The sequence below is a fragment of the Klebsiella sp. RCJ4 genome, from assembly GCF_009025755.1.
Taxonomy (GTDB): Bacteria; Pseudomonadota; Gammaproteobacteria; order Enterobacterales; family Enterobacteriaceae; genus Klebsiella; species Klebsiella michiganensis.
Genome location: NZ_WCIN01000039.1, coordinates 89,527 through 106,512, shown reverse-complemented (window position 1 = coordinate 106,512; position 16,986 = coordinate 89,527). Strand labels below are relative to the sequence as shown.

Here is a 16,986-nt window from a genome sequence, read left to right as displayed (position 1 = left end):
ATAATGAGGAGTAACATATTGCTGTTATCCATACCAATGATTAACATTAACACAGGTAGTTGTCATCAATAAATTAGAAATGGTTAACATCGTCGTTAGATACGCTAACTTAAGATATATTAAATAAAGATTTATTTATTTTATTTTTTTCCTAAATACTTTTGGTGATTCACCGCTACAGCGGCGAAAGAAGCGAGAAAAATAGGCCGCATCAGTAAACCCTAAGTAATCAGAAAGTTGAGCGATAGTCATGCTGGTGTACTGCAGGTTGCGACGCGCCTCAAGCATCAACCTTTGATGTAAAACCCCCAGTGCGCTGCAGCCATAAAATTCATGACACAAATAATTCAAATGAGTCGCAGACACCCCCACCTCCCTGGCATACCCGGCTAATGGCATATGTTCACGATAGTGGCTTTCGATAAGGCGCGAGAAATGACGCATGACGCTCCGCTTACGTTCCGCTTTGTCCTCCGTTATGAGCTGCGGTTGATATTGCCGATTCAGCCAGACCAACAGCGCTCCCAGCAGTGAATGAAGCATCATTTCGCGCGCATCGTAATCTTCGCGGTACTCCTCTTGCAAAGCGGTAAACAGCGCCCGGATATGGCCCCGGGAGCTCTTCACCGGCACGCAACGCGGGTGGCCGAGCACATCCAGCTGACTGCCAAACTGATTTTCAAGGCTTCCGAGCAGCGGCAGCGCCAGCGACAAAACGTAGCCCTCCGTACCCGGCGAAAAGCGAAATCCATGAATACATAGCGCCGGAACCACCTGAATACAGGACTCCGTCATCACGGTCGTCGCGCCTTCGATTTCAATCTCCGCCCGCCCTTTATGCAGATACAGTAGCTGCACCAGCTCTGCGTGCTGATGCACGCGGATATGCCATTCATAAAGATGGCTGCGCTGGAGTATAGACTCACAGTGCAGAAGATCGGGCGTTGGCCAGCCCTGATCTTCGCCATACAGTTTGAAAACGGGAATGGTACTCGCTGCCTGCATCACGACTCCAGAGCCTTTTCTATTACGCCACGCGTTCCATCGGCAGACCCACATAGTTTTCAGCGATAGTGGTTAACCCGGCGCGTGATTCAAGATAGTAGCGACGATCCGCCGCCTGCATTTTTCTGTCGAACTCGCTTTGTTGCGGAAAATCATGCAGCAGACGCGTCATAAACCAGCTGAATCGCTCACCTTTCCACACTCTATCCAGCGCCAAACGCGAGTAGCTGGCTAAGAGGTCAATACGGCCATGGTGATAATACTCACGCAGGATCCGCCAAAGATAGTTCACATCGGACGCCGCGAGATTCAGCCCCTTCGCCCCGGTAGGCGGTACGATATGCGCCGCATCCCCCAGCAGAAATAGCCTCCCGTACTGCATCGGCTCCACTACATAGCTGCGCAGCGGCGCGATACTCTTCTCAAGAGAGTGACCGATTACTAACTTATTGGTCAGCTCATCAGGGAGACGCCGCTTGAGTTCAGTCCAGAAACGTTCATCAGACCACTCCTCCACCTTTTCGCTAAGCGGTACCTGCAGATAATAGCGGCTTCGAGTTAGTGAGCGCTGACTACAGAGTACAAACCCCCGCTCGTGGTGGGCGTAAATCAGCTCCGGGTTCACCGGTGGCGTATCGGCCAGCAGCCCGAGCCAGCCAAACGGCCAGACGCTCTCGTACTCTTTCAGCACCCCTGCCGGGATGCTCTGGCGGGACACGCCGTGAAAGCCGTCGCAGCCGGCGATAAAGTCGCACTCAAGGCGGCAGTTTTCGCCATTGTTGATAAAAGAGACCGACGGTCGATCGCTTTTTGCCTCATTAATGGTGACATCGCTGACGCCATAAATCGTCGCTGCCCCGCATGCCTCCCGCGCCGCCATCAAATCCCGCGTCACTTCGGTCTGGCCATACACCATCACGCTTTTGCCTGCCGTCAGTTCCGTCAGCGGAACCGGTACGCGCTTGCCCTCAAACAAGAATTCGACGCCGTGATGGACCAGCCCTTCCGCATCCATTCGCCGCCCCGCCCCGGCTTCGCGCAGCAGTTCTACCGTTCCGCTTTCCAGAATTCCCGCGCGGATCCTCCCCAGCACATACTCAGGCGTCTGTCGCTCAAGGATGACGGTCTGAATCCCGGCGTGATGTAATAACTGCCCCAGCAGGAGTCCCGACGGACCCGCTCCGATAATCGCCACCTGTGTTTTCATCGCATCGCCTCAGCACGGTTAATTATTTGTTTGTTTTTTGTTTATTAAAAGTTTGAATTTGCATTTTTGATAACTCTGATGGGAAAAAGAAGGGAGAAACGGGTGCAAAAATTGGACTTTTCACCAATCTTGCGGAAGTGTGGCAGAGTTCAAATTTCAGGGTTCCCGTAGAGCGGGTGGTTTTTTACACATTGTTTGATCCTGACCGCTCAGCTAAAACAAGACTTCAGGTAAAAGTATCGCCAGACACTACGGCAACGGGCATCACGGACAGCAGGTATTTATGCAAGCAGATCGGGCAACTCAGCGCGCTATCACGCGATTGTGTATTCAATGTGGTCTTTTCTTATTACAACACGGCGCGGAAAGCGCGCTGGTTGAGGAGCTCTCAACCCGTCTGGGTCTGGCCTTAGGGATGGATAGCGTGGAAAGCGCCATCTCTTCGAATGCGATTGTTCTCACCACTATTAAGGACGGGGAGTGTCTGACCTCAACGCGAAAAAACACCGATCGCGGCATCAACATGCACGTCGTCACGGAGGTTCAACATATTGTGATTATGGCAGAGCATAAGCTGCTGGATTATAAGGATGTCGAAAAGCGATTCGCGCAAATCAAGCCGCTGCGCTATCCGCGCTGGCTGCTGGTTTTCATGGTCGGCCTCTCCTGCGCCTGCTTTTGCAAACTTAACAACGGCGGCTGGGACGGTGCGCTGGTCACCTTCTGCGCCAGTACGGTAGCCATGTATATTCGCCAGGTACTCACCCATCGTTCAATGCATCCGCAAATCAACTTTTGCCTCACCGCCTTCGTCGCAACGACTATCTCCGGGCTGATGCTGCGCCTGCCGGCTTTCACCAGCACGCCGACGATCGCGATGGCCGCCAGCGTGCTGCTGCTGGTACCCGGTTTTCCGCTGATCAACGCCGTTGCCGACATGTTTAAGGGGCATATCAACACCGGTCTGGCGCGCTGGGCCATTGCCAGCCTACTGACGCTCGCCACCTGTATCGGCGTGGTGATGGCGATGACGATGTGGGGGCTACGCGGATGGGCATAATTTTCTATCTCTACGAACTGGCGCTGGATATGATGCTGGCAGCCATTCCCGCCGTCGGGTTCGCCATGGTGTTCAACGTCCCGCAGCGGGCGCTGCGCTGGTGCGCGCTGCTGGGCGCTATCGGCCACGGCTCGCGCATGGTCATGATGACGGCGGGTTTTAATATTGAGTGGGCGACGTTTATGGCGGCACTGCTGGTTGGCAGCATCGGTATCCAGTGGTCCCGCTGGTATCTGGCGCACCCGAAGATTTTTACCGTAGCGGCGGTGATCCCGATGTTCCCCGGTATCTCCGCCTATACCGCGATGATTTCAGCGGTGAAAATCAGCCATTTCGGCTACTCGGAAGAGATGATGATTATGCTGCTGAGCAACTTTCTTAAGGCTTCATCGATCGTTGGCGCATTATCCATTGGCTTGTCTATCCCCGGGCTTTGGCTGTATCGCAAGCGTCCGCGCGTCTAGCTAATCGCGCCGCCGGGTCGCCCGCGGCGCTCCTTCCTGAGCGACCTCTATGCTACTATGTGTGCAGCTACCCCTCTCTTTTTAGTTGTTCAGAGTTGAGATTGATTTATGTCTTCACGAATATTAACTACCGATTTTAGCGGTCTGGATGACTTCATGCAGGATCACGCAGCGGTACTGGCAAAATCGGCCAGCGGCGCCGTCGCCGTATTTGCCAACAACGCCCCCGCATTCTATGCGCTGACGCCGGAGCGTCTGGCGCAGCTGCTGGAGCTGGAAGCAAAACTCGCGCGTCCTAACAGCGATATTGCGCTGGACGCGCAGTTTTTTGACGAGCCGACGGCGACCCCCGTTGCGGTTCCGATGGGGAAATTTCCGATGTACGCCGACTGGCAGCCGGATGCGGATTTTCAGCGCCTGGCCGCGCTGTGGGGCATCGCCCTGAGCCAGCCCGTGACGCCGGAAGAGCTGGCGGCATTTGTCGCTTACTGGCAGGCGGAAGGTAAAGTCTTTCATCATGTCCAGTGGCAGCAGAAGCTGGCGCGCAGCGTACAGATTGGCCGGGCCAGCAACGGCGGCCAGCCGCGCCGGGACGTCAACGCGATTAGCGAACCTGATAATCACATTCCACGAGGATTCCGAGGATGAGCATGAAAAATGTCGGCGATTTAATGAAGCGCCTGCAAAAGATGATGCCAGCCCATGTCGAACCCGCGTTTAAGACAGGTGAGGAGCTGCTGGCATGGCAAAAAGAACAGGGCAAGCTGCGTTCTGAGGCGCTGGAACGCGAAAACCGGGCCATGAAAATGCAGCGAACCTTTAACCGCTCCGGCATCCGCCCGCTGCATCAAAACTGCTCGCTGGATAACTACCGGGTGGAGTGTGAAGGCCAGATGATTGCGCTGTCCCGGGCGCGCCAGTACGTCGAGGAGTTCGACGGCAATATCGCCAGCTTTATCTTCTCCGGCAAACCGGGTACCGGAAAAAACCACCTCGCCGCCGCTATCTGCAACGAACTGCTGCTTCGGGGTAAGTCGGTGTTGATTATCACCGTCGCCGATATCATGTCAGCGATGAAAGATACCTTTGGCAACCGGGAAACCAGCGAAGAGCAGCTGCTCACCGACCTGAGCAAGGTGGACCTGCTGGTGATTGACGAAATCGGCATGCAAACGGAATCACGCTACGAAAAAGTGATTATTAACCAGATCGTCGATCGCCGCTCTTCGTCAAAGCGCCCTACCGGTATGTTAACCAACAGCACCATGGACGAGATGAACAAGCTGCTCGGCGAGCGCGTGATGGACCGGATGCGGCTGGGCAATAGCCTGTGGGTTAACTTCAACTGGGACAGCTACCGCGATCGCGTAACCGGAAAAGAGTATTAAGATATTTCTGAACCCCGCCGGCGTTATAATCAGGGGATTATTCAGTCACGGCGAAGAGTACGTCTATGAAATCTGCAAAAACGTTGTTCCGCACGGCAATGGTGGCCGGCGCTTTATTGACCTTTGCCGCGCACGCCACCTCCTGGCAGGATTCGCTCTCCAGCGCCGCTAACCAGCTCAGCAGTCAGAGCGGAAGCCAGCAAAGCGGCGGTATGTCCCTCTCTTCGCTGACCGGTTTGCTCAACGGCGGCAGCCAGTCGTTGACTTCCAGCAGCATGAATAATGCCGCCGGGATTATGTCTTACTGCGCGAAACAGAAGCTGGCTTCGGTTACCAATACCGAAAACGTTAAAAATCAGGTTCTGGATAAGCTGGGTCTCAGCACGCCGGAAAAACAAAAAGAGGACACCAGCTATCTTGAGGGCCTTCAGGGCTTGCTGACCAGTAAAGACGGCCAGCAGCTGAATCTGAACACCCTTGGCAGCAGCCCGCTGGCGGAAAAAGTGAAAACCAAAGCCTGCGATCTGGTCTTAAAACAGGGCGTGAGCTTCCTCTCCTGATTTTATCCTCTTAATGCCGCGTTTGGCGCGTTACCCTGGCCTGCGCGGCGGCAACGTCTGTTTTTTAACATCTTTCCCCCAAATCCCCTGGCTGACTGGATGTGAGGCAGTTCAAAAACGGCGATTTCTAAACCAATTCTGAACCACAGCACAAATTCATGACGATACAATTGCGGCAATATTGCGCTGCAATTACAGTGTAGCGTGAAAAAAGATCTATCTGGCCAGCCGACAGCTGGCGTGAATGAGGATGAGCTGTGTCAGAGTTGTTATCCATCGCCCTGTTTCTTGCTTCGGTGATGATTTACGCATTAAAAGCCGGTCGTAATACCTGGTGGTTCGCCGCCACCCTCACGGTGCTGGGCCTGTTCGTTGTTCTGAATATTACCCTCTACGCCAGCAATTACTTCACCGGCGACGGTATCAATGACGCGGTACTTTATACGTTGACCAACAGCCTGACGGGCGCCGGCGTGGGCAAATATATTCTGCCGGGCGTGGGGCTGGTCGTCGCGCTGGTCGCGGTATTTGGCGCACTCGGCTGGGTGCTCCGCCGTCGCCGGCATCATCCTCATCACTTTGGTTACAGCCTGGTGGCGCTGGTTCTGGCGCTGGCGTCAGTGGATGCCAGCCCCGCCTTCCGCCAGATTAGCGAGTTGGTTAAATCCCAGTCCCGCGATGGCGATCCTGACTTTGTGGCTTACTACAAAGAGCCGTCAAAAAGCATCGCCAACCCGAAACTGAACCTGGTGTACATTTACGGCGAAAGCCTTGAGCGCACTTATTTTGATAACGATGCGTTCCCGAACCTGACCCCAGAGCTCGGCAAACTGAAAAGCGAGGGGCTGGACTTCAGCAACACCGCCCAGCTCCCCGGTACCGACTACACGATTGCCGGAATGGTCGCCTCCCAGTGCGGGATCCCGCTGTTTGCGCCGTTTGAAGGCAACGCCTCGGCCTCGGTTTCCAGCTTTTTCCCGCAGAATATCTGCCTTGGAGATATCCTGAAAAACTCGGGTTATGAGAACTACTTTGTGCAGGGCGCTAATCTGCGCTTCGCCGGAAAAGACGTTTTCCTGAAATCTCACGGCTTCGATCATCTGTACGGCGCGGAAGAGCTAAAAACCACGGTCGCCGATCCGGCCTATCGTAACGACTGGGGGTTCTACGATGATACGGTTCTTGATGAAACCTGGAAAAAATTCGAAGCGCTTTCGCAGTCCGGAAAACGCTTTTCGCTGTTTGCGCTGACGGTCGACACCCATCATCCGGATGGTTTTATCTCCCGCACCTGCCAGCGTAAAAGCTACGATATGGACGGTAAAAAGAATCTTTCGTTCAGCGCCGTCTCCTGTAGTCAGGAGCATATCGCGGCGTTAATCGAGAAGATTAAAGCTTCGCCGTGGTTCAAAAATACGGTCATCGTGGTGTCATCCGATCACCTGGCAATGAAAAACAGCGCCTGGGACTATCTGAATAAGCAGGATCGCAGCAACCTGTTTTTCGTTCTGCGCGGCGATGAGCCCCGGCAGGATACGCTGGCCATCAAGCGTAATACCATGGATAACGGCGCGACGGTGCTCGATATCCTCGGCGGCGATAACTTTATTGGCCTTGGCCGCAGCAGCCTTTCCGGCGAGTCGCTCTCCGCCGTGTTCCTCAATATGAAAGAGAAGGTGCTGGCGTGGAAGCCGGATATCATACGCCTGTGGAATTTCCCCAAAGAGATGAAGAATTTCACCGTGGATTCACAGAAGAATATGATCTCCTTCTCCGGCAGCCATTTCCGCCTGCCTCTGCTGCTGCGTATCTCCGATAAGCGCGTTGAGCCGCTGCCGGAAAGCGAATACTCCGCGCCGCTGCGCTTCCAGCTGGCCGATTTCGCGCCGCGCGATAACTTCGTCTGGGTCGACCGCTGCTACAAGATGGGTCAGCTGTGGTCGCCGGAAGTGGCGCTCTCCACCGACTGGTGCGTCTCGCAGGGCCAGCTGGGGGGCGAACAGAAAGTCCAGCGCGTCGACAAAGCCCAGTGGCAAGGTAAAACCGCGTTCAAAGATACCCTTATCGATATGGAGCGTTATAAAGGCAACGTCGATACGCTGAAGATCGTCGATAACGATATTCGCTATAAAGCCGACAGCTTCCTGTTTAACGTCGCCGGCGCGCCGGAAGAGGTGAAGCAGTTCAGCGGCATCTCCCGACCGGAAACCTGGGGGCGCTGGTCTAATGCCCAGCTCGGCAGTGAAGTGAAAATTGAATATAAAGAGCCGCTGCCGGAGAAATTCGATCTGGTGATTACCGCCAAAGCCTACGGGCCGAATGCCAATAAGCCGATTCCGGTACGGGTGGGCAACAGCGAACAAACGCTAACGCTGGCCAATGATGTCACCACCACCACCCTGCATTTCGATAATCCGTCGCGCAGCAGTACGTTGACGATTGCGCCGCCGGACCCGCAGTCCACGAACGAGGGCAATATTCTCGGCCACTCTCCGCGTCAGCTGGGCATCGGCATGGTTGAAATCAAAGTGGTGAAAAGCGAAGGATAAGCCATCGTGCCCGGCGGCTTTTTGCGCCGGGCCGTGGTGACGGTGGGTGGAAATTAGCTATGCAGCGGCTTTAGCTCATCCGCCGACAGTCCGGTAATCCGCTGTACCGTCTCGGTATCTAAACCGTTCTGCAGCATACTGCCGGCAATGCGCAGCGCTTCCCGCCGGCTCCCTTCCTGCAGGCCTTCCAGGCGCCCTTCTTGTCGGCCTTCCTGTATCCCTTCCTGTCGGCCTTCCTGTATCCCTTCCTGCCTTCCCTCTTGCCGACCTTCCTGCTTGAGCTTTTGAGCGATAGACATCAACCTCTCCTCATAGTGTGGCAGACGGCGGGCCAATCGGCGGAGAAACACGCTCGGATCGGCGCTATTGCCGTACTGCAGCATATAATGAAACAGCACTCTTAACTGCCTGCGGTTAGTGTATCCCAGCATCACAAGGGTCGCCAACGACTCCGTAATCCCGCTGAGATCGCGCTGACGAATATGCTTTTGCATCAGCTCCAGCAGAGCGACCCGCCGGTGCTGAACGATTTCATCATCCGGCATCACCGTTACGTCAACCAGCGGAAACGGGCAGGCGTACAGCGTCCTCGCCATCTGCGGGTCGGCAAATTCATCCAGCCAGTTCAGGGAAAAGGGATAAGGACTGGTCGCGCCGTGATAAAAAAGCATCGGTACCACCAGCGGCAGCGTTTTGTGCCCGGCGTCGAGGTGCCGCTGCATCGCGGCAATGGCATAGCGCATCAGGCGAAAAGCCATATGGTTATCCGGCGAACTCTGGTGCTCTATCACCACATACACATATCCCAGGCCGCAGGGGGTTTGTACCGACCACAGTACGTCCGAGTACCAGGCGCGCAGATCTTCATCAATAAAGTTCGCCGGCTCCAGCCGTAGGGTAGAAAAATCACACCGCTGGCGGATCGCTTCCGGCAGGTGCAGCGTGAGAAAATCATTCGCCGTCTCCGGGTGGCGAAGAAATCGCTTAAAAACCGCATCATGCGGCGTCGAGGTCATCCGTTTTTTCATGGCCGTCCGCTTGCCTGAAAGAGAAGGAGAGCCGGACTCTACCATCGGTTTTTACTTCGTTGGTTTTGGCGATGATTTTATGGGAAGCGCCTCGGAGAATCGCGCAGCGGCCAGCCCGGCTGGCCGCCATCAGCAAAGCTTAGTAATCAAACTGACGGTAATAACGGCGGATATTAAGATCATGCCCGGTATGGTGTTCAAAATGGGCCGCCAGCCTGTCCACCAGCAGGGTGGAAACCACGCACGGCGCCATAATCCAGCGGAAAGCCTCATCAATGCCGTTCAGCGGATAGTCGCGCGGGTCAATCACCACCAGATGGTCGGTGATCTTCTCAGCGAAGCGTTCGACGCGCTCATCCAGCGCCCGGCATTTACCCTCGCCTTTGACCAGGAACAGCGGGACCTCTTTTTCCAGCAGCTCCAGGGTGCCGTGGAAAAACTCGGCTGAACTCACCGATTTGGTCCGCTTCCACTGCATCTCTTCGAGAATACACATTGAGAACAGATAGACCTCACCCCACATTTCCGCCCCGCCGATCCACATCATATAGTCGCAGCCGTGATACTGAGCGGCGATTTTATCCGCCTGCGGATCGAACTGGCGTTTGGCCTGCAGAAGATTTTCCGGCAGCAACTCCAGCTGGCTGGCAAAACGATCGTAATTGGCGAAATCACCGTGACGATAAATGATGCGGAAGAATAACCAGAAGAGCAGCATATATTCATATTCCACGCCGTTCTTGTGGCACATCGGAATATGCCAGCTCGCCGCCTCGGCTAATGGCGAATCGGCATTACGGGTAATGGCCACCACGCGAATCCCCTGCGCTTTGCACCATTCGGCAATGGCTACCGACTCTTTGGTATCGCCGGACTTGGATAACGTCACCACCACCGCATCTTTATTTAATTTTTTATGTCCGCGATGAATTAATTCCGCCGCCTGCTCAAGGTAAACCGGCACGCTGGTTAATTCTTTTGCAAACTCATTTATTGCCATCATCGGCGCCAAAGAACCGCCCACCGAGGCGAAAAATAAGGCGCTACAGCCGCTCTGATAAATATCATCGGCAACGGTTTCCGCCTGTTTGCGCGCAGCGATGATCTCGCGAGCACTGGTCAGGTACTCGTCCTGATTAAAACCCAACATAGTTTTCTCCTGAATAATCAGATTTTACTTTTTAAGACGCGATCAAAATCGTCAAAAATACGTTTAGCCAGATCGATGCCTTTCAGGCCGGCGGTATGCCAGGCCAGCATCTGGACGGGAACAATCAGCAGCAGCGGCGCCAGGTGATGTTCACACGGGCAGCTTAGCGCCAGCGTCTGCGCATCCTCTTCGTCGCTCAGCGTCAGCGTAAAGGCGCGGGCAATGGACGGCGCCATATAGTCCCGCAGCGCCCGGGTCCGCGCATCCGGCGCATCTTCAATAAACAGCATCACATGGCGGGCATTGGCTTCCAGATAGGGGCCGTGCATATAGGCCTCAAGTTCAAAACCGCTGGAAGGCACGCGTACCGTTTCGGTAAATTTGGTTTCGAACTCCTTCGCGACGCCCACCAGCGCGCCATAGCCGGTGGCGACAAAGCGCTCGCCGCCCCGCAGCGCTTCGCCATGCCTGTCGATAAACCGCGAGGTGCGGTCAATGACATCCGGGATCGCCGCCGCCAGCCGCTGCAGTTCGGCAAGATAGCGCTGCTCCTCGGCCTCGCTGGCTTTCCCCTGGGCACGGGCAATCATCAGCGCCATCAGCAGCAAATTCAGCACCGTCGCGCTAAACCCGCGGGTGACAAACCCCACGCTCTCGATACCGGTATTGATATCCAGTATCCCATCGCAGGCCCGGGCGATCGGACTTTGCGGATCGGAGGTCAGCGCAAAAACCGGCAGGCTCAATGCCTGTACCTTACGCATCGCCGCCAGCGTCGAGGCGCTTTTACCGCTCTGCGAAATCGCCACCACCAGATCGGTATGCGGATCGACCGCCTCGTAGTGCGTAAAGTTGTACGGCTCTTTAATCTCAACCAGGACGCCGAAGCGCTGCTCAAAGAAATAGCGCGTGCACAGGGCGGCGTTCAGCGACGAGCCGGTCGCCAACAGCAGAATGCGGCGCACCGGGTGCTGGCGGGCAAAGGTCTCAATCGCCGCCAGCTTTTGCCGGTAGTCGCGCAGGATCTGCGTCAGACAGGCCGACTCTTCGCTGATATAGGTCATCATCGTTGGTACCATTTTCGACTCCCGTTAAAATAAACCTATCCACGACCCCAGAATGCCCACCAGCGCCATTCCGCCGATAATAGAAAGCGGTTTAACCTTGCGCCCCAGCAGCCAGTAAACGATGCCAAAACTCACCAGCGGCAGCATGCAGGGCAGGATGTCGTTGATAATGTCCTGCACCTGGGTTTTCGCCTCTCCGGCGCCGAATGAGAGGGGGATGGTGATATCAATCATTGAGGCGGTCATCGCCCCGACCACCATCAGGCCGATAATCGACGCGCCGTAGGTCAGGCTCTCCATCATTCCGCTCTTCTGGATCCGCTGCAGAACCCCGGTGCCCAGCACATAGCCCCAGCGGGTAAAGAACCAGCGCACCAGGATGTGCGGCACGTTGAACACCAGCAGAAACAGAATGGGGCCGAGAATGTTGCCCTTTAGCGCCAGGCTGGTGCCGATGCCGGTAGCGATCAGGCGCAGCGTGCCCCAGAAAAAGGAGTCCCCCAGCCCGGCCAGCGGCCCCATCAGCGACGCTTTGACGTTATCAATCGCGTTGGCGTCCATGTTCTTCTGCTGGCTATTCTTCTCCTCCATCGCCGTGGTGATCCCCAGCAGCAGGGTGACGATATGCGGCGTGGTATTGAAGAACACCAGATGCCGTTTCAACGCCCCGGCCAGCTCCTCTTTGCGCGGATAGAGCTTTTTCAGCACCGGAATCAGCGCGTAAACAAAGGCGAGATTCATCTGCCGCTCATAGTTCCACGAAAACTCCATCTGGAAGGAGCGCCAGAATACCCGGCGTAGATCGCGCGGCGTGATACGGGCCTCTTCCTGCGCCTGCGGTTGCAGAGTTTCTTCAGAAATCATCTTCGTCGTCATCGCTGACTCCTTGTTCTGTCGTCGTACGAGGTGAGCTCAGCGCGGTGACGTTAACCATCACCACCGCCACGATAGCGCCGAGAATAGCGATGCCGGTCACCGGGATTTTCAGGTAGGCCATCAGCACAAAGCCGAGGAAAAAGTACGGCGCGACTTTCTTATTAATCAGCAGTCTGGCGAGCATTGCGAAGCCGAGTGCCGGAATAATGCCGGTAGCGACGCTGAGCCCGTGTTTGATAAATTCCGGGATGGTATCGAGCAGGGATTTCACCGCATTGCTGCCGACCAGGAATGAGATGGTCACCACCGTGGCGAGCATCAGCGACAGCCCGAAGCCGGCAATCAGATGCATGCGCTCAATGCCGACCGTATCCGCCCGCTCCGCGTAGCCGTCAGCCTTCTGGCTGAGCATCGGGATAAACATCCCCAGATAGACGTTTTTCAGGATCAGCGTCAGGGTGGCGATGGGCAGGCCAAGCAGCAGCGCCGTTTCCGTTCCCGCGCCGGAGGTAATGGCGAACGCCACGCCGAGAATACCGCCGGTTACTACATCAGGCGGGATCGATGCGCCGACGGAGAAAGAGCCGATAAACGCCAGCTCAAGCGTCGCGCCCATGATGACGCCGGTCTGTACATCCCCCAGCACCAGCCCGGTCAGCAGCCCGGTGACGATTGGCCGCGAAATCAGCGACGTCCCCAGGGCATATTCCGATTGCGCGATAAACGCCACCAGACCCAGTAAGAGAGCCTCTACCATAATCTGTCCTCCGCGGAGTTAAACGCATTGCGCAAAAAGCTGTTTGCGATCGTTAGGGACCTGGCGGATCTCAACTTCGACGCCTTTCCCGACCAGCTGCTGCAGTTGTTCAATTTCTTCCGGCAGTAAATTGATCGCCTTAGAAATATTTTTACTGCCCGCTTTGGCTTTTATTCCGCCGAGATTAATACTTTTTATCCCCTCAACGGCGCTGGCAATACGCCAGGCGTCATTGACCGATTCCACGACGATAAAAAGATGATATTTGTCGGTCACGCCGCTTTTTATCGATTCGATAGCGTCGTTAATATTTTTAATCACCAGTTTTACCGAAGGCGGTTTAGCGAGCTTAATTGTGGTTTTCCGCAGTTCATCTTCAGGGACATTATCGTTGGCGATTAAAATGCAATCGGCGCCGACATACTGGGTCCAGGAAAAGGCCACCTGGCCGTGAAGTAATCGATGGTCAACCCTTAATAGCGTAATCATGGTGTTCCCTCATTTCAGAAGTCTTTATCAATAGTCATCGCACTGGCAATCATCTGATTGCAGTACTGAATGCTCTCTTTGGCGCTTGTTAATGCTTCAGAAATTAATTTCTCGGTATTTTCTTCGCCTGCGGAAATAAGTAAATCAATAATCAGCGGCAGGTTTAAACCGGACAATAAATGAAAATTAGGGCGCGATAAAAAACGCACAAACTCATTATTGACGCTACCGGCGAAAATATCCGTAATGACAATCAGCTCATCCTGGGCGGGGAAACGCGCCAGCAGCGTCTCCACCTGCTGCGTCAGATCGGCCTCCTCTTCGACATAGGCGCAGAGAGTATAAATATCCGGCTGCTTACCGAGGATCAGCTCCACGGAGTTCAGCAGACCGTTAGCAAAGGTGCCATGGCTGGCAAAAATATAGTGTCGTTTCATCCTTACCTCGAAAGCGCATTCCACTGCTTTCTTGATTGCAACCGGCGTGCCAGAAACAGTGGCGCGCCGGCTAGCGCAAGGATCAACTAATGAAGGGGATTAAAACTCTTGATCTTCCTGAATAAATTCAGTTTCCCGCGTCAGAATATCGTGAATGTAGTACAGCTCTACGGCGGGGATTTTGACACTATATCCACTCTCTATGACACTAAAAGCCTCGCGGAGCGTCGCCAGCTCGCTCTGCGGACACTGTTTGCCGGAATAATGGGATGGCGAGGCGTTGCGGATCAGGCGCTCTATCAGACAGCTGATATGCACGTACAGCGCCACCTTGCGATCGTTAGGCACATCGCAGCCGGCCAGATGCTCATAGCGCAGTAAAAACTGCTCAACCTGATTGATCACTTTACCGGTATCGAGGATCGTCACCGACTCGATCACCCGGCGCAGCGAGAAATTTTTCAGGATCAGGTTATTGATCTCGCTGACCTGCTCAGCGGAGGCCAGTTCGCCGAAGATACGCATCAGCGGGCGGCTTCCTTCGCCGGAAATCAGCGAATCCAGCGAGATCCACGGCAGATCGGGGAGATGCGGATCGAGGGTGCCGACAATCGCCAGCACCTCATAGCGGCTGAGCATCGGTGCCCGGCGCGCGGGATCGGCGAGGGTTTCCACATCGCATGCCACAATATCGATGCCGAGCGTCTCAGGAATGCTGGCTTTTAACAGCGCCGACAGATTCGCCGCCGCCCCCAGACCGGTGGCGCAGGTTGTAAGAATCGCCCGCGGTTTGTCCGTTTGCGGGTAATAGAGCTGATGCTCAACCGCGAGGTCATTGCCTATCTCCCGGACGATATCTTCCAGCATATCGCCCTGCAAAACCCGCTCCCCGACGTACATCGCCATCCCGGTCGAGACGTTATTAATAATCGCCATCGGCGTGGACAGCCGGCGGTTGAAGTGGCTGTGAATGGCGTTCAGCGATCCCATATCGACCAGGATGACCAGTCCGGAGGCCAGCGCGTGGCTCTCGATCCAGGCCATCACCTGATCGGCGATAGCCTCCGGCGTCACGTCGAGCGGCATATCGAATGACTCAAACAGCTGGCTTTTCAGCAACCGATTCGCCACGTTGGCGATGCTGCTGGCGGTGGCGTAACCGTGGGCGAGGATAACTGCCCGGGTCACCTGCTGCTGACTGATAGCGCCGTTTTTCTGTAACCACAGCACCAGCAGCAGCAGGTCAATGCGTCGGGGTTCAATATCCAGCTTCAGCGCCAGCGCGGCGAGGATCTCTTCACAAAAGCGATACAGCAGCGGGTATTTCTGCGCCAGGAAATCCTCCAGCTGGCGGCTTTTCTCATTGCTCATCGTCGACTGCGCCTGGCGAGAACGATGAATCAGGTAGTGGCTCAGGGCGTAGATACAGTTGCCGTTAAACTGAATATTGAAGCGCTTTTCAAGGCGATAAAACTCCTCCCGCACCTGATGGGTTATCAGCAGCAGCAGATGCGAGCTGTTGGCATCATGATTATCGAAAATCAGCCGATCGAAGAGGGTTTCCATCTCCTCGCCCATGCTTTTTTGCGCCTCTTCCCAGACCGTTTTTTTACTCAGCACCGCCTCATACAGCGCGAGAACGCGGCACTGAGCATCATAGATCAGCCCCTGAACCGGGTCGCGCGCGCGCAGCAGCCAGACCAGGCTGGTCTGCGGTTCAATAAGCAGCGGTTCCTGCTGGCCCATCGGTTCGCTAAGCGCCGGCGTCGCGGCCATGATATTTTCCGGCAGATCGTGCAGCGTGACGTTTAGCCTCTCGCTGCCCGGAGACCTGGCCCACGCCGACGCGACGGCGTACTTGACGACATTCTTCAGCTCACCGACGTTGCCGCGATAAACGTAGTGCGTCAGCACCTGTAAAAGCCGGGGCGTCAGCTGCAGTCGGGCGGACAGCGTGCGGGCCTCCTGCCAGAAAAACTGCAGCGTTAACGCTTCTTTCTCGCCGCGGCTGCGATTTTGTAAATCAGGCAGGCTAATGAGGATCGGAATACGACGAATAAAGGTGGTCAGAAACGTGCTGTGAATATCTTCGGTGGTGGCAAACACCAGCCGCAGCGAAATCGGCATCCCCTGCGCCGTCTCTCCCACCCGATAGATCTCTTTGCGGTCCAGCCAGGTGAAGAGCTTCTCCTGGCCCTGCGCATCGAGGCGGTGGACCTCATCGAGAAACAGCACGCCGCCGTTTGCCGCCTCAAACGCCCCGGCTTTATCGCCCTGCGCGCCGGTAAACGCGCCTTTGACGTAGCCAAACAGGTTGGCGGCCAGCAGCTCCGGGTTGCTGGCGTACTGGGCGCAGTTGAAGCTGACAAAGGGCGCATCGGGCGGCAGCAGTCCCTGGGCGATGGCAAACTCGTGCATCAGCTCCGCCATATAGCTTTTGCCGGTTCCGCTGTCGCCGACGATCAGCAGCGGCAGCCCGCCGTTGGGATAAAACAGCGCGGTTTTCATCTGTTCGATAGGCTTGCGCAGGCTACCGTCATGGCCGGTAAGCAATGAAAAATGATCTGCCTGTTCCGGCTGCCGGTCGCTCTCCGCGAGCAGCTCCGCCATGCTGGCGTACTCGCTGCGGGAAAGGGGGAAAAACTGCTGGCAGAAAGCGGCCTTATGCAGGAAATAGACCGGACGGGTATTAATCTTCACCAGCACATCCTGGGCCACCAGCTGATTCAGATAGTGGCTGGCGGTGTTTCTTTGCATCGCAAAACGCCGGGCCAGGTAGCCGGCGGTGAAGACCTCGCTCAGGTTATCCGGATCAAAAAAATCGGTCTGATTTTGCAGAAAAGCCAACAGTTCCGTTTTACGCATCGCATCCCCCATCAATGCCATCATAGGTACTTAGAGCCTCTTCCAGTAGGCGTTATTGGCGCAGGCAGTTTGAACACGGCCAGC

General features: G+C 55.5%; 16 protein-coding genes. 6 read left to right on the top strand and 10 right to left on the bottom strand.

Features of this window, described 5'->3' with window-relative positions; genetic code table 11:
• Positions 1-135 precede the first annotated feature (135 nt).
• A complete protein-coding gene (locus F8562_RS16825) occupies positions 136-1,005 on the bottom strand; it encodes a helix-turn-helix domain-containing protein (protein WP_089046414.1) in 870 nt (289 codons plus the stop codon).
• A 22-nt stretch (positions 1,006-1,027) separates the two neighbouring features.
• Entirely contained in the window at positions 1,028-2,212 is a 1,185-nt protein-coding gene (gene pobA, locus F8562_RS16820) for a 4-hydroxybenzoate 3-monooxygenase (protein WP_014227816.1), read from the bottom strand.
• Positions 2,213-2,495: 283 nt separating this feature from the next.
• On the opposite strand from pobA, the gene F8562_RS16815 reads away from it, so the two are divergent.
• The 6 genes from F8562_RS16815 (at position 2,496) to opgB (ending at position 8,233) form a co-directional block, all read left to right on the top strand.
• Entirely contained in the window at positions 2,496-3,272 is a 777-nt protein-coding gene (locus F8562_RS16815; protein WP_014227815.1) for a threonine/serine ThrE exporter family protein, read from the top strand.
• Complete coding sequence (locus tag F8562_RS16810; protein ID WP_004098364.1) at positions 3,263-3,736, top strand: threonine/serine exporter; 474 nt, start codon at positions 3,263-3,265, stop codon at positions 3,734-3,736. Before F8562_RS16815 ends, F8562_RS16810 begins: the two co-directional genes overlap by 10 nt.
• 108 nt (positions 3,737-3,844) lie before the next feature.
• On the top strand, positions 3,845-4,384 hold the full coding sequence (gene dnaT, locus F8562_RS16805) for a primosomal protein DnaT (RefSeq protein WP_009652817.1): 540 nt from the start codon (positions 3,845-3,847) through the stop codon (positions 4,382-4,384).
• A 2-nt stretch (positions 4,385-4,386) separates the two neighbouring features.
• Positions 4,387-5,124 (top strand): DNA replication protein DnaC, encoded by a 738-nt coding sequence (dnaC, locus tag F8562_RS16800; protein ID WP_014227813.1) that lies wholly within the window; start codon positions 4,387-4,389, stop codon positions 5,122-5,124.
• 65 nt (positions 5,125-5,189) lie between these two features.
• Complete coding sequence (locus tag F8562_RS16795; protein WP_151891926.1) at positions 5,190-5,684, top strand: DUF2501 domain-containing protein; 495 nt, start codon at positions 5,190-5,192, stop codon at positions 5,682-5,684.
• 257 nt (positions 5,685-5,941) lie between these two features.
• Complete coding sequence (gene opgB, locus F8562_RS16790; RefSeq protein WP_014227811.1) at positions 5,942-8,233, top strand: phosphatidylglycerol--membrane-oligosaccharide glycerophosphotransferase; 2,292 nt, start codon at positions 5,942-5,944, stop codon at positions 8,231-8,233.
• A 53-nt stretch (positions 8,234-8,286) separates the two neighbouring features.
• Here the strand turns inward: opgB and F8562_RS16785 are convergent, their stop codons facing one another.
• The 8 genes from F8562_RS16785 to F8562_RS16750 all read right to left on the bottom strand — a co-directional run bounded on the left by F8562_RS16785 (position 8,287) and on the right by F8562_RS16750 (position 16,902).
• Positions 8,287-9,261, bottom strand: coding sequence for an Rpn family recombination-promoting nuclease/putative transposase (locus F8562_RS16785; protein ID WP_094909486.1), 975 nt, complete (start codon positions 9,259-9,261; stop codon positions 8,287-8,289).
• Positions 9,262-9,400: 139 nt separating this feature from the next.
• Positions 9,401-10,411: an SIS domain-containing protein gene (locus F8562_RS16780; RefSeq protein ID WP_014227809.1), complete on the bottom strand. Its 1,011-nt coding sequence runs from the start codon at positions 10,409-10,411 to the stop codon at positions 9,401-9,403.
• Between the two features lie 17 nt (positions 10,412-10,428).
• Positions 10,429-11,490, bottom strand: a complete 1,062-nt coding sequence (locus F8562_RS16775) for an SIS domain-containing protein (protein WP_014227808.1) — start codon at positions 11,488-11,490, stop codon at positions 10,429-10,431.
• A 12-nt stretch (positions 11,491-11,502) separates the two neighbouring features.
• Positions 11,503-12,354, bottom strand: a complete 852-nt coding sequence (locus F8562_RS16770; protein ID WP_014227807.1) for a PTS system mannose/fructose/sorbose family transporter subunit IID — start codon at positions 12,352-12,354, stop codon at positions 11,503-11,505.
• Positions 12,332-13,111, bottom strand: a complete 780-nt coding sequence (locus tag F8562_RS16765; protein WP_014227806.1) for a PTS mannose/fructose/sorbose/N-acetylgalactosamine transporter subunit IIC — start codon at positions 13,109-13,111, stop codon at positions 12,332-12,334. Before F8562_RS16765 ends, F8562_RS16770 begins: the two co-directional genes overlap by 23 nt.
• An 18-nt stretch (positions 13,112-13,129) precedes the next feature.
• A complete protein-coding gene (locus F8562_RS16760; protein ID WP_014837345.1) occupies positions 13,130-13,600 on the bottom strand; it encodes a PTS sugar transporter subunit IIB in 471 nt (156 codons plus the stop codon).
• A gap of 14 nt (positions 13,601-13,614) precedes the next feature.
• A complete protein-coding gene (locus F8562_RS16755; protein WP_014837344.1) occupies positions 13,615-14,037 on the bottom strand; it encodes a PTS sugar transporter subunit IIA in 423 nt (140 codons plus the stop codon).
• 99 nt (positions 14,038-14,136) lie between these two features.
• On the bottom strand, positions 14,137-16,902 hold the full coding sequence (locus F8562_RS16750) for a sigma 54-interacting transcriptional regulator (protein WP_014227803.1): 2,766 nt from the start codon (positions 16,900-16,902) through the stop codon (positions 14,137-14,139).
• Between the last annotated feature and the right edge of the window lie 84 nt (positions 16,903-16,986).

Bases quoted from the DNA above. Each gene is read 5' to 3' on its own strand.
- F8562_RS16825 (WP_089046414.1), bottom strand. From the start codon at position 1,005: ATGCAGGCAGCGAGTACCATTCCCGTTTTCAAACTGTATGGCGAAGAT.
- pobA (WP_014227816.1), bottom strand. From the start codon at position 2,212: ATGAAAACACAGGTGGCGATTATCGGAGCGGGTCCGTCGGGACTCCTG.
- F8562_RS16815 (WP_014227815.1), top strand. From the start codon at position 2,496: ATGCAAGCAGATCGGGCAACTCAGCGCGCTATCACGCGATTGTGTATT.
- F8562_RS16810 (WP_004098364.1), top strand. From the start codon at position 3,263: ATGGGCATAATTTTCTATCTCTACGAACTGGCGCTGGATATGATGCTG.
- dnaT (WP_009652817.1), top strand. From the start codon at position 3,845: ATGTCTTCACGAATATTAACTACCGATTTTAGCGGTCTGGATGACTTC.
- dnaC (WP_014227813.1), top strand. From the start codon at position 4,387: ATGAAAAATGTCGGCGATTTAATGAAGCGCCTGCAAAAGATGATGCCA.
- F8562_RS16795 (WP_151891926.1), top strand. From the start codon at position 5,190: ATGAAATCTGCAAAAACGTTGTTCCGCACGGCAATGGTGGCCGGCGCT.
- F8562_RS16785 (WP_094909486.1), bottom strand. From the start codon at position 9,261: ATGAAAAAACGGATGACCTCGACGCCGCATGATGCGGTTTTTAAGCGA.
- F8562_RS16780 (WP_014227809.1), bottom strand. From the start codon at position 10,411: ATGTTGGGTTTTAATCAGGACGAGTACCTGACCAGTGCTCGCGAGATC.
- F8562_RS16775 (WP_014227808.1), bottom strand. From the start codon at position 11,490: ATGGTACCAACGATGATGACCTATATCAGCGAAGAGTCGGCCTGTCTG.
- F8562_RS16770 (WP_014227807.1), bottom strand. From the start codon at position 12,354: ATGACGACGAAGATGATTTCTGAAGAAACTCTGCAACCGCAGGCGCAG.
- F8562_RS16765 (WP_014227806.1), bottom strand. From the start codon at position 13,111: ATGGTAGAGGCTCTCTTACTGGGTCTGGTGGCGTTTATCGCGCAATCG.
- F8562_RS16760 (WP_014837345.1), bottom strand. From the start codon at position 13,600: ATGATTACGCTATTAAGGGTTGACCATCGATTACTTCACGGCCAGGTG.
- F8562_RS16755 (WP_014837344.1), bottom strand. From the start codon at position 14,037: ATGAAACGACACTATATTTTTGCCAGCCATGGCACCTTTGCTAACGGT.
- F8562_RS16750 (WP_014227803.1), bottom strand. From the start codon at position 16,902: ATGCGTAAAACGGAACTGTTGGCTTTTCTGCAAAATCAGACCGATTTT.